The 12118-nt window shown below is 70.3% G+C and carries 11 protein-coding genes; 1 reads left to right on the forward strand and 10 read right to left on the reverse strand.

Annotated elements, in window-relative coordinates:
• Nucleotides 1-3: 3 nt before the first annotated feature.
• The 6 genes from trmD to proS all read right to left on the reverse strand — a co-directional run bounded on the left by trmD (nucleotide 4) and on the right by proS (nucleotide 4818).
• Nucleotides 4-837 (reverse strand): tRNA (guanosine(37)-N1)-methyltransferase TrmD, encoded by an 834-nt coding sequence (trmD, locus tag RM704_RS12770; protein WP_033526927.1) that lies wholly within the window; start codon nucleotides 835-837, stop codon nucleotides 4-6.
• A complete protein-coding gene (gene rimM / locus RM704_RS12775; RefSeq protein ID WP_033526926.1) occupies nucleotides 837-1379 on the reverse strand; it encodes a ribosome maturation factor RimM in 543 nt (180 codons plus the stop codon). The genes trmD and rimM overlap by 1 nt, the downstream gene beginning before the upstream one ends.
• 93 nt (nucleotides 1380-1472) lie before the next feature.
• Nucleotides 1473-1712 carry an RNA-binding protein gene (locus RM704_RS12780; RefSeq protein WP_033526925.1) on the reverse strand — a complete coding sequence of 80 codons (240 nt, stop codon included), beginning with the start codon at nucleotides 1710-1712 and terminating at the stop codon, nucleotides 1473-1475.
• Nucleotides 1713-1714: 2 nt separating this feature from the next.
• A complete protein-coding gene (gene rpsP, locus RM704_RS12785; protein WP_033526924.1) occupies nucleotides 1715-2134 on the reverse strand; it encodes a 30S ribosomal protein S16 in 420 nt (139 codons plus the stop codon).
• 411 nt (nucleotides 2135-2545) lie between these two features.
• The gene (locus tag RM704_RS12790; protein WP_033526923.1) at nucleotides 2546-3142 is read right to left on the reverse strand and encodes a hypothetical protein; all 597 of its coding nucleotides are present in this window, start codon (nucleotides 3140-3142) and stop codon (nucleotides 2546-2548) included.
• 260 nt (nucleotides 3143-3402) lie between these two features.
• A complete protein-coding gene (gene proS, locus RM704_RS12795) occupies nucleotides 3403-4818 on the reverse strand; it encodes a proline--tRNA ligase (protein WP_033527025.1) in 1416 nt (471 codons plus the stop codon).
• A gap of 304 nt (nucleotides 4819-5122) precedes the next feature.
• Between proS and RM704_RS12800 the strand changes: the two genes are divergently transcribed.
• On the forward strand, nucleotides 5123-5881 hold the full coding sequence (locus RM704_RS12800; RefSeq protein WP_033526922.1) for a methyltransferase type 11: 759 nt from the start codon (nucleotides 5123-5125) through the stop codon (nucleotides 5879-5881).
• Nucleotides 5882-6239: 358 nt separating this feature from the next.
• Here RM704_RS12800 and ffh read toward each other — a convergent pair whose 3' ends face one another.
• The 4 genes from ffh to RM704_RS12820 all read right to left on the reverse strand — a co-directional run bounded on the left by ffh (nucleotide 6240) and on the right by RM704_RS12820 (nucleotide 12046).
• On the reverse strand, nucleotides 6240-7790 hold the full coding sequence (gene ffh / locus RM704_RS12805) for a signal recognition particle protein (RefSeq protein ID WP_033526921.1): 1551 nt from the start codon (nucleotides 7788-7790) through the stop codon (nucleotides 6240-6242).
• Nucleotides 7791-7938: 148 nt separating this feature from the next.
• The gene (locus tag RM704_RS12810) at nucleotides 7939-10389 is read right to left on the reverse strand and encodes a [protein-PII] uridylyltransferase (protein WP_033526920.1); all 2451 of its coding nucleotides are present in this window, start codon (nucleotides 10387-10389) and stop codon (nucleotides 7939-7941) included.
• Nucleotides 10390-10415: 26 nt separating this feature from the next.
• Entirely contained in the window at nucleotides 10416-10754 is a 339-nt protein-coding gene (locus tag RM704_RS12815) for a P-II family nitrogen regulator (protein WP_003997576.1), read from the reverse strand.
• Nucleotides 10751-12046 (reverse strand): ammonium transporter, encoded by a 1296-nt coding sequence (locus tag RM704_RS12820; protein WP_033526919.1) that lies wholly within the window; start codon nucleotides 12044-12046, stop codon nucleotides 10751-10753. The genes RM704_RS12815 and RM704_RS12820 overlap by 4 nt, the downstream gene beginning before the upstream one ends.
• Nucleotides 12047-12118: the final 72 nt, after the last annotated feature.

Below are 12118 nucleotides of genomic sequence, written 5' to 3' on the forward strand. Positions count from 1 at the left end.
GGCCTATTGTTCCACGCCCTCCGGTCGCCGCCAAAATCGGCCGTACGGTTCGCCCTCCGGATCCGGGGTCCAGCCCAGGATGGAGAGCATCTCGCGGTCCTTCTTGTCGAAGACCTTCGGGTCGCAGCGCTCGATGAGGTCGGGCCGGTTGGCGGCCGTCCGCTTCAGCGCCTCGTCCCGCCGCCAGCGCGCGATCTTGCCGTGGTGGCCGCTGAGCAGCACCTCGGGGATCTCCCGGCCGCGCCACTCGGGGGGCTTGGTGTAGACCGGCCCCTCCAGCAGGTTGGCCATGGCGCCGGGCGCGAAGGAGTCGTCGCGGTGGGACTCGGCGTTGCCGAGGACCCCGGGCAGCAGTCGCGCCACGGCCTCGGTGACGACGAGGACGGCCGCCTCGCCGCCGGCGAGCACGTAGTCGCCGATGGACACCTCGTACACCGGCATGCGGGTGGCGTACTCGTCGATCACACGCCGGTCGATGCCCTCGTAGCGCGCCGGCGTGAAGACCAGCCAGGGGCGCTCGGAGAGTTCGACGGCGAGCGCCTGGGTGAAGGGGCGGCCGCTGGGGGTGGGGACGATGAGCGCGGGCCGGGCGGAACCCGTCTCGTACCCCTGGGCCAGCACGTCGTCGAGGGCGTCGCCCCAGGGGTCGGTCTTCATGACCATGCCGGGGCCGCCGCCGTACGGGGTGTCGTCGACCGTGTTGTGCCGGTCGTACGTCCATCCCCGCAGGTCGTGGACGTGTACGTTCAGCTGTCCACGCGCGCGGGCCTTGCCGACGAGGGAGACGTTCAGGGGTTCGAGGTACTCGGGGAAGATCGTGACGACGTCGAGCCGCATCAGGTCTCGTCCCGGGAGGACGCGATCTCCGCCTGGTCGTCGATCAGACCGGGGGGCGGGTCGATGACCGCCTTCTGCTCCTCCAGGTCGATCTCGGTGACGATCTCCCCGACGAACGGGATCATCACCTCGCTCCCGTCGGGCCGTTCGACGATGAACAGGTCCTGGGAGGGCAGATGCGAGATCTCGGTGATCCGGCCGACCTCGACGCCGTCCTTGGTGACCACGTCCAGGTCCATCAGCTGGTGGTCGTAGTACTCGTCCTCTTCTTCCGGCAGTTCCTCCGGGTCCACCTCGGCGATCAGCAGGGTGTTGCGGAGAGCCTCGGCGGCGTTGCGGTCCCGGACGCCCTCGAAGCGCAGAAGCAGCCGGCCGCTGTGGACCCGGCCGGTCTCGATGGTGAGGGGGCCCGTCGAGGCGGGGTCCGTGAGCAGAACGGCGCCGGGGCCGAGCCGGAGTTCCGGTTCGTCGGTGCGGACCTCGACGGTGACCTCGCCCTTGATGCCGTGGGCGCGGCCGATCCGTGCGACTACGAGCTGCACTGTGCTCGATCTCCTGTCATACAACTCATACGACTACGGGCCGGGGACGGCCCAGTGGCCCTCCCCGGCCCGAGCCGGTGCTGCGGATGTTCGTCAGCGGACGTGGTCCACGTCGACGAGGTCGACACGGACACCGCGGCCGCCGATGGCGCCCACGACGGTACGCAGGGCGCGGGCGGTACGGCCGTTGCGGCCGATCACCTTACCGAGGTCGTCGGGGTGGACCCGGACCTCGAGTACGCGCCCCCGGCGCAGGTTGCGGGAAGCGACCTGCACGTCGTCGGGGTAGTCGACGATGCCCTTGACGAGGTGCTCGAGAGCCTCCTCGAGCATGCTCAGGCCTCGGTCGACTCGGACTCGGCGGCAGCCTCGTCCTTCTTCTCGGCCTTCTTCTTCTGGGTGATCGCCTCACCCTTGCCCTCGTCGTCGCCGCCCAGGGCCTCGAACGACGGGCGGGAGGACTTCGGCTGAGCCACGAGGAGCGGCGCCGGAGCGGGCTCGCCCTTGAACTTCTGCCAGTCGCCGGTCTTCTTCAGAATGGCGAGCACGGGCTCGGTCGGCTGCGCGCCGACACCCAGCCAGTACGCGACGCGCTCCTCGTCGACCTCGATGACCGACGGGTGGTACGTCGGGTGGTACTTGCCGATCTCCTCGATCGCACGACCGTCACGACGGGTACGGGAGTCGGCGACGACGATGCGGTAGTGAGGCGAACGGATCTTGCCCAGACGCTTCAGCTTGATCTTGACTGCCACGGGAGTGGGTTCTCCTGGATTTGACGTGGTTGGGCACGGCGAGAGAGCCGCGTGGGGTTGCGGTACCCGAGTGCCCGATGGACGCGTCAGCCGGAGGAGAGAGGGGTCCTGTGCGACTGTCGAGTACAGCTAGCCATTGTGCCACACGCTGGGGTTCACCTCTTACCGGGGCTGCGCGGAGCCATGCCGAAGCGGCACCCGGCGCCAAGGCTTTCACTCACCGGCGCTGACCGGGTGCCGCCTGCGTCCACCCTCCCCCACTCTCGGCTTCGCTCGAGCGGGAGGTGTCCCCATGGCCCCAGCGGCGCGACTGACCGCGGCAAGGACGGACCGCTGACCGACCGCGAGCCCGATACGGCTGCCACGAGCAGCCGTCTGTTCAGCTCGCCGTCTTCTCGGCTCGCCCCCGCCTCACGCCGCGCCCACGACCTCCGGGATCCGGAAGGGCTTGCCGCAGCCGCCGCAGACGATGGGGGCCTGGGCGAGTACGGACGGGACGACGCGGACGTTGCGGCCGCAGTCGCAGACGGCCTTGACGCGGACGCCGCCGCCGGAGGAGCCGTGGCGGGCGGCCGGGCCCCGGAAGCTGCGGGCCGTGTCCGCGGAGGTCGCCGCGGTGTGGGCCTTGAGGGCGCGCTGCAGTCTGTCGATGGTCGGGCGATAGCGCCGCTTGGCCTCGGGGTTGAGCGTGACCAGCGAGAAGCCGCTGCTGGGATGCGGCTCCTCCGGGTGGTCGAGGCCGAGCTCCTCGGCGATCGCGAGGAATCTCCGGTTGTGGTACCGGCCGGCGCGGGAGGTGTCGCGGACCCCGCGCGCGGCGGCGATGCCATGGACTGCCTCATGGAGCAGTCGCTCGAAGGAGAGCTCGTGACCGCATGCGGACGACGACTCTCCGATCAGGGATTCGGGAGCGGCAAGATCCGGCAGCTCGGGGTGGTGCCGTTGGATGTCGGCCCACGCCTGTGCCAGTTCTGCGGCGAGAACAGGTGGTGTCTGTGTCGTGCTCACGTAATGACAACGAGCCTGAGTGCCGCTGTGTTCCGATTCCGGGCCATCCCAAATAATTTGCACGTACCCGTCAGTTGCGACTAGTGCGTCCTGACGAGGGCGGGTGCGCTGATCTGCGGAGAAGCCTCGCAGCTCACCACAAGGCGGTACGTAGTAACACGTACGCCCCGGCGCGTAGACGAGGTCCGCGCGCCGGGGCCCCTGAGTTCGGCAGATGCGCAAGGGACGTTTCGGTCGCTCTCCCGGCGGAACGGAGTGCTCTAGTAAGCGCGCGCCACGACTGCGACGTTACCGGGTGCGTCGTAGGAGTCGGGCACCGACCCGTCCTCGGCGACCAGACACCTTACGGTCACCGCGTGCTCCCCGAGCCTGCTCTCGCCGTCCTCGCCCAGCGTCGACCAGGGGATCCGCGCCCAGCCGCCGGCCGTCGCCGCCTCGATCGCCTCGTCGAGCGTGGACACCTCGGTCGTCCGGGACTCGCGACGCTCGCGTGACTGCCTCAACAGGAGCGCCTGGTCCTCCTCGAGAACGGAGGGGAGCACACGCACGAGCGAGTCGAGGGCGACCGGCTCCTTGCCGCCCGGGATGCGGCGGACGAGCATCGCGGTGCCGTTCTCCAGGTCACGCGGGCCGACCTCGATGCGCACGGGAACACCCTTGAGCTCCCAGTCGACCGCGCGACGGCCGAAGGGGACGTCCGTGCGGTCGTCCACCTGCACCCGCACGCCGGCCGCCTTCAGCTCGGCGCCGATCCGGCGGACCTTGGCCAGAACCGCGTCGTCACCCTTGATCGCGACGACCACGGCCTGGACCTGCGCCAGCCGGGGCGGCACACGCAGGCCGTGGTCGTCTCCGTGCATCATCACCAGGGCGCCGATCATGCGGGTGGTGGAGCCCCAGGAGGTCTGCCAGACGAGCTCCTGCGTGCCGCCCTTCGACAGGTACCGGGTGTTGAAGGCCTGGGCGAAGTTCTGGCCCAGTTCGTGGCTGGTGGCCATCTGCAGGGCCTTGCCGTCACCCATCATGCCTTCGAGGGTGAGGGTGTTGATGGCGCCCGCGAAGCGCTCCTTGACGGTCTTGCGGCCGGGGACGACGTCCATCGCGAGGACGTTCACCATGAAGTCCTCGTAGACCTCCCGGTGGATGTGCGCGGCGAAGTCGCGCGCCTCCTCGTACGTCGCGTGCGCCGTGTGGCCCTCCTGCCAGAGGAACTCGCTCGTGCGGAGGAAGAGGCGGGGACGCAGTTCCCAACGGACCACGTTCGCCCACTGGTTGATCAGCAGCGGCAGGTCGCGGTAGCTCCGCACCCACTTCGAGAAGTACTCGTTGATGATCATCTCGGAGGTCGGGCGGACCACGGCGGGCTCTTCGAGGTCCTTGCCGCCGCCGTGCGTCACCACGGCCAGTTCGGGCGCGAAGCCCTCGACGTGCTCGGCCTCGCGGGCGAGGTACGACTGCGGGATCAGGAGCGGGAAGTAGGCGTTCTGGGTGCCCGTCTCCTTGATCCGGGCGTCCATCTCCTGCTGCATCCGCTCCCAGAGCCCGTACCCGTACGGTCGGATGACCATAGTGCCGCGCACCGGACCGTTGTCGGCCAGCTCGGCCTTGGTGATCAGATCCTGGTACCAGCGCGGGAAGTCGTGTGCGCGCGGCGTGAGTACGGGTGCCTTTGCCATGACGGAATGGTACGGGGGCATATTGCGACGATGTGAATTCTTTTTTCCTTCCCTGGACAGTTCGCAAACCGGTGTCCGAGACCCCTGGACGACTCGCCGGGCACGGAGTTACCTGGCATACGGGGGGAGTGCGAGCGCGCACTGCCACGGGGGCCAGGAAATCCGGCAACGGCAACTCACGGCGGATTGGGGCGCTTTCGATATGACACCTACGCTCGTGCGGCAGCAACTGCCTCGCGCGGGGACCGCACCCCGCGTGGACCGGTGTGCACGCGCGCGTGACTGGGCGGAGATCCAGGAACGGATGCTGGTACCGCTGTACGAGGCCGTGTACCGGCGGCTCGACGTCGGTAGCGGGACGCGGCTGCTCGGCCTCGGCTGCGGGTCGGGGCTCGCGCTGCTGATGGCGGCGGGGCGGGGAGCCGCGGTCACCGGCGTCGAATCGGCGGCGCCGGAGAGAACGGCACTGGCCCGGGAGCGGCTGCGGCCGGAGTCCTGGGGCAGGCGCACGTGCGCCGAGCCCCGGGTCGTCGAAGGCGACCCCGAGGACGTGGTCCGCGCGCCCGGTGAACCGGGCTACAACCTGGTGACCGCCTTCGAGCCGATCGGCTGTATGGCCGGGGACTCCGAAGGGCTCGGCGAACTGCTCGCCGCGGCGACCCCGCAGGCGGAGCGCGGAACCCCCGTGGTCCTCGCCGGCTGGGGCCCGCCGGAGCGCTGCACCACGTCCGCCGTGCTCCGCGTGGCCACGAAGCTCGCCGATCCCCTGCGCAGCGCGGGCAGTTGGCGCCCCGCGCAGCGGGACGACCTGGAGGAGGTCGCTCAGCGGGCCGGCCTGAAGCCGGACGGGTCCGGACGCGTGGCCTGCCCCTTCGGGTACGCCAACGTGGACAACGCTGTTCGGGGGCTGCTGTCGACCGGTCTGTTCGACGCGGCGATCAGGGCCACCGACCAGGACCAGGTGGACAAGGAACTGACCGAGGCACTGCATCCGCACCGCCGCCGCGACGGGACGGTCTGGATGCCGAACGTGTTCCGCTATCTGATCGCGCGGACACCCTGAGGAAGGTCGATGCCCCGAGAAAGGTCGATGCCCTGAGAAGGTCTTCGAGACTTCTTCCGATGCGGGTGTGAATGGTGTGAAGAAAGCGGGCCGGTAGCGCTTTCGCTTGGCCAAGTGCCGCACGGCACCCATAGCCTGGCGCATCGTCCAGGGGAACTACACATCCGCGTACGGGAGTTGGCACCGAGGAGCACGACGAGCGACACCACACCCATGCCGTCCACGCACGGCACCCGGCGCCGCGCGCCCGGCCACACCCCCCGGCCGGTCACGCGGCGTCCGCCGTTCGTCCCCGCAGAGCCGCGGAACCCAGGAACGGCGGAACCGGGAATCGCCGAAGCGCGGCGCGGAAGCGCGGTCAGCCCATGAACTTCTTGAACTCGTCCGGCAGCTCGAAGTCCTGAGCGCCCTGCTGGCCGGGCAGTCCGAGGGCGCCGCCCTGGGCCGCTGCGGCCCGGCGCGCGGCCTCTTCCTGCTCCTGCTGCTTGCGCTTCATCGGGTTGCCCGAGCGCTGCTTGCCCTTGGCCTGCTTGGGCTGCTTCTTGCTCCGGCCGGGGCCGCCACCCATGCCGGGCATCCCCGGCATCCCGGGCATCCCGCCGCCCTGGGCCATGCGGGACATCATCTTGCGGGCCTCGAAGAACCGCTCGACGAGGTTCTTCACCGCGCTGACCTCGACACCGGAGCCCTTGGCGATACGGGCGCGGCGCGAGCCGTTGATGATCGTCGGCTCCTGGCGCTCGGCCGGGGTCATCGACTTGATGATCGCGGCCGTGCGGTCGACGTCGCGCTCGTCGATGTTGTTGATCTGGTCCTTGATCTGCCCCATGCCGGGCAGCATGCCGAGCAGCTTGCTGATGCTGCCCATCTTCCTGACCTGCTCCATCTGGGCCAGGAAGTCGTCGAGCGTGAAGTCCTGCCCCTTCTTGGACGCCAGCTTGGAGGCCATCTTGGCGGCCTCTTCCTGGCTGAAGGTCTTCTCCGCCTGCTCGATCAGGGTGAGCAGGTCACCCATGTCGAGGATGCGGGAGGCCATCCGGTCGGGGTGGAACGCGTCGAACTCGTCGAGCTTCTCGCCGTTCGACGCGAACATGATCGGCTTGCCGGTGACCGAGGCGATCGACAGGGCGGCACCACCGCGGGCGTCACCGTCGAGCTTGGACAGGACCACGCCGTCGAAGCCGACGCCGTCCCGGAAGGCCTCCGCCGTGTTGACGGCGTCCTGACCGATCATCGCGTCGACGACGAAGAGGATCTCGTCCGGGGAGACCGCGTCCCGGATGTCGGCGGCCTGCTGCATCATCTCCTGGTCGATGCCCAGGCGACCCGCGGTGTCGACGACCACGATGTCGTGGACCTTCGACTTCGCGAACTCGATGGAGTCCTTGGCGACCTTGACCGGGTCACCCACGCCGTTGCCCGGCTCGGGGGCGTAGACCGCGACGCCGGCGCGCTCGGCGACGACGCTGAGCTGGTTCACGGCGTTCGGGCGCTGGAGGTCACAGGCGACCAGGAGCGGCGAGTGGCCCTGCTCCTTCAGCCAGCGGCCCAGCTTGCCCGCGAGGGTCGTCTTACCGGCACCCTGGAGACCGGCGAGCATGATCACGGTCGGCGGCTGCTTGGCGAAGCGCAGACGGCGGGTCTCGCCGCCCAGGATGGCGACCAGTTCCTCGTTGACGATCTTGAGGACCTGCTGGGCGGGGTTGAGCGCCTTGGAGACCTCGGCGCCGAGCGCACGCTCCTTGACGTTCTTGATGAAACCCCGGACGACCGGCAGCGCGACGTCCGCCTCCAGGAGCGCGATGCGGATCTCGCGCGCCGTGGCGTCGATGTCCGCCTCGGAAAGGCGCCCCTTGCCGCGCAGGTTCTTGAAAGTCGCTGAGAGGCGATCGGAGAGCGTATCGAACACGGCGGTGTCGGTCCTCGGAGTCGGGGGCAGTGTGGGCTGCCCTCCAGGGTATCTGTCTGGGTGTGGTCGGGTCTCCACCCCTGTGGATAGTCGTGACGGAGCCCGGCCGTGTCGGGTACGGAACCGGACGGCCCCGTACCCGACGCGCTCAGCCGCGCAGGGTCTCCTCCAGCTTGCGCGCCACCGAAGCCGCCTCGTCGCCCGGCAGCGGCGCCCCCTTGGGTCCGGTGACGTAGAAGGCGTCCACGGCGTTGGCGCCCAGCGTGCTGACGTGCGCGCTGCGCATCCGTACGTGCGCGTCCTCCAGAGCCCGTCCGATCCGGTGCAGGAGCCCCGGCGCGTCCTGGGCGCGGACCTCGATGACCGTGGCGTGCCGGGAGGCCGCCGCGGCCACCGTGACCCGCGGCGGGGGCGCGACCACGCCCCGCCGCCGGGGGTAGGCCGCGTCCCGCTCGGCCAGCCGCCCGGCGATGTCCAGGGAGCCGTCCAACGCCCGTACCAGGTCGGCGCGGAGCCGGGCGGCCTGCGGCAGCGAGCCGTACTCGGCGGCCACCCGCCAGTTCAGCAGCAACACCGAGCCCTCGACGCCGTCCGGGAGGTCGAAGGTCCGCAGTTCGGCCGTGCGCACGGTGAGCCGGTGCATGGCGAGCACGCCGGCGACCGCGGGCAGGACGCCCGCCTGGTCGGGCACGGCGATGAGGAGTTCGACCCCGAGCGGCTCGGGGTCGGCCTTCTCGTCCTTCTCCTCGGCGGCGGCCTCCGTCTGCGCGCGCAGCGACAGCACCGGCCCGCCCGTGCGGAACGCCTCGATGGCGAGCCGCTCCTGCTCGGCGCTGGTCTCGCCGGGCTCCGGCTCCTCCGGGGCGTCCCCGGCGAACAGCGCGTCGACCCGTTGGACCAGTTCGGAGACGAGCGAGGCCCGCCACGACGACCAGGCGGCGGGCCCGGTGGCCAGCGCGTCCGCCTCGGTCAGCGCGTGCAGCAGTTCGAGCGTGCCCGGCGATCCGACGGCGTCGGCCACCGAACGGACGGTGGCCGGATCCTCCAGATCGCGCCGGGTGGCGGTGTCGACGAGCAGCAGATGGTGCCGGACGAGGGTGGACAGGACGGCCACGTCGTCACGGTCGAAGCCGATCCTGGCGGCCACGTCCTTGGCGATGATCTCGCCGGCGACGGAGTGGTCGCCGGGCCAGCCCTTGCCGATGTCGTGCAGCAGCGCGGCGACGAGCAGGAGGTCGGGCCGGTGCACCCGGCGGGTCATCTCCGAGGCCTGGACCGCGGTCTCGATGAGGTGCCGGTCGACCGTCCAGATGTGCACGGCGTTGCGCTGCGGCCGGCAGCGCACCCGCTCCCAGTCGGGCAGCAGATGGGTGATCAGACCCTCGGCCTCCAGCGCCTCCCAGACGTCGACGGTCGGACGCCCGGAGCCCAGCAGGGTGACGAGCTGCTCGCGCGCCTCCGCCGGCCAGGGCGTCGGCAGCGGCCGGGCGGTGGCCGCGAGGCGGCGTACGGCGTGCAGGGACAGCGGCAGTCCGGCCTGGGCGGCAGCCGCGGCGGCACGCAGGGGCAGCACCGGGTCCCGCTCCGGCCGGGCGGCGCGCGCGAGCACGACCTCGCCGTCCTGCTCGACGACACCCTCGGCCAACGGCGACCGCTCAGGAGCCGGCTTCCCCCCGCCGAGCATGGCGCGCAGCCGCGGCCGCACGGCGCGCGACCGCAGCACGCGCCCCACTTCGCGCCAGGTCACGTCACTCGCGTACGAGATGACCCGCGCGGCCTCGTACACCTGGCGCAGCAGGGTGTCGGCGTCGAGCAGGCCCAGCTCGGCGGCGACCTGGTCCTGTTCCTGGAGCGCGAGCCGGTCGGTCGCGCGGCCGGTGGCGAGGTGGAGCGCGTCCCTGACGTCGAGGAGGCGCCGCCGGGCCTCGGCGAGCCCCTCGCGCGGGGCGTCGGCGAGCCAGGAGGCGGCGACGGCGCGCAGGGCGGTGGCGTCACGCAACCCGCCGCGCGCCTCCTTGAGGTCGGGTTCCAGCAGGTACTGCAGCTCCCCCTGCCGCTCGGCCCGCTCGGCGCACAGCTCCTGGAGCTCCGGGAGGCGTTTGGGCGCCTGGTTGCGCCAGTCGGCGAGGACGGAGGTCCGCAGCCCGGCGGTCAGGCCCAGGTCACCGGCGATATGGCGGGCGTCCAGCAGCCCGAGTTGCACCTTGAGGTCCTCGCCGGCCGTCTTGCGGGCCTCGGCGGGGGTGCGCACGGAGTGGTCGAGGGCCAGCCCCAGATCCCAGACGGGGTACCAGATGCGGTCGGCCAGCGCGGCCACCGCCTGCTCGTCGGACCCGTCGTGCAGGAGCAGCAGATCCAGGTCGCTGCGGGGCGAGAGTTCGCCCCGCCCGTAGCCTCCGACGGCCACGAGGGAGACCCCGCGTGTCTCGGCGACCCCCGCCCCGAAGAGGCCGGCCAGCCAGTCGTCGGTCAGCTCGGCCAGGGCCGAACGGCGCGGCGGCCCGGACTGCGCCCCCTCCTGGAGGAGGCGCAGCCGGGCCGCCGCATAGCCGCTGGGTCCCGAGTCCTCTGCATCCGTACGTACGTCCGTACTCGTCACCCAGCGACTCCTGTTCTTCTCTTCGGTCAGAGCGCGTCCGGGCCGCGCTCGCCGGTCCGGACCCGTACGGCCGTCTCGACCGGCAGGGACCAGACCTTGCCGTCACCGATCTTGCCGGTGCGGGCGGCCTTGACGATGACGTCGATCAGCTGTTCGGCGTCGTCGTCCTCGGCCAGTACCTCGATCCGGATCTTGGGAACCAGGTCGACCGTGTACTCCGCGCCGCGGTACACCTCGGTGTGTCCCCGCTGCCGACCGTACCCACTGGCCTCGGTCACCGTAAGTCCGTGCACCCCGAAGGCCTGCAGGGCTTCCTTGATCTCGTCGAGCCGGTGCGGCTTGACGACCGCGGTGATCAGCTTCATGCCTCGACCTTCTTGCTCTCAGTGGTGGCAGCGACGCTGCTCGTGGTGCTGGCGGAGATGTGCGAACCGGCGGCCGAGCTGAAGTCGTACGCGGTCTCGGCGTGCAGCGCCTGGTCGACGCCGGTCATCTCGTCCTCCTCGGACGCCCGGAAGCCGATCGTCTTCTGGATGGCGAAGGCGATGATCCAGGTCACCACGAAGGTGTAGCCCATGACGGAGAAGGCACCGGTGGCCTGCTTGCCGAACTGGTCGAGTCCACCGATCCCGTCGGTGGCGAGGAAGCCGACCATCAGGGTGCCGATGACACCACCGACCAGGTGGACACCCACCACGTCGAGGGAGTCGTCGTAGCCGAGCTTGTACTTGAGGCTGACGGCCCAGGAGCAGAGGGCACCGGCGACGACACCGATCAGGATGGCGCCGAAGGCGTTGACGTGACCGCCGGACGGGGTGATCGCGACAAGACCCGCGACAGCGCCGGAGCAGGCACCGAGGGTGGTGAACGCACCGTGGCGGATGCGCTCGTAGATCAGCCAGCCGATGATGGCCGCGGCGGTCGCGATCTGCGTGTTGATGGCCATGCGGGCGGTCGTGCCGTCGACACCGAGCCAGGAACCGGCGTTGAAGCCGAACCAGCCGAACCAGAGCAGGGCGGTGCCGATCAGGACCAGCGGCAGGCTGTGCGGCCGCATCGGGTCCTTCTTGAAGCCGATCCGCTTGCCCACGACGAGAACCGCGGCGAGTGCGCCGATACCGGCGTTGATGTGGACCGCCGTACCACCGGCGAAGTCGATGACGCCCAGCTCGAAGAGCCAGCCGCCCGGCGCCCAGACCCAGTGCGCGACCGGGAAGTACACCAGGGTGACCCAGAGCGTGACGAAGATCATCCAGGCGCCGAACTTGACGCGGTCGGCGAGCGCGCCGCTCATCAGGGCCGGCGTGATGACCGCGAACAGCATCTGGAAGAGGATGAAGGCGAACGCGGCGATCTTGTGCGGTTCGCCGTTCGCGCCGGCGACGAAGCTGTCGACCGTGCTGGCGGCGTCGATGCCCTTGAGGCCGATCGCGTCCAGGTTGCCGATGAAGCCGCCCTGGTCACCGCTGAAGGCGAGCGAGTAGCCGTACAGCACCCACAGGATGCTGACGATGCCCAGCGAGATGAAGGACATCATCAGCATGTTCAGCACGCTCTTGGCACGAACCATGCCGCCGTAGAAGAGCGCCAGGCCCGGCGTCATCACCATGACGAGCGCCGCACTGATCAATACGAATCCGGTATCTGTGCCGTTCAATGCCGGTATCTCCTCGTGGTCGGAACGGCCCGTGCGGATGCGGAAGCTTGGGGAGCTATCGGGAGGGCCGAC

Origin of the sequence: Streptomyces gottesmaniae (assembly GCF_031845845.1) — a bacterium.
GTDB classification, from domain to species: domain Bacteria; phylum Actinomycetota; class Actinomycetes; order Streptomycetales; family Streptomycetaceae; genus Streptomyces; species Streptomyces akebiae.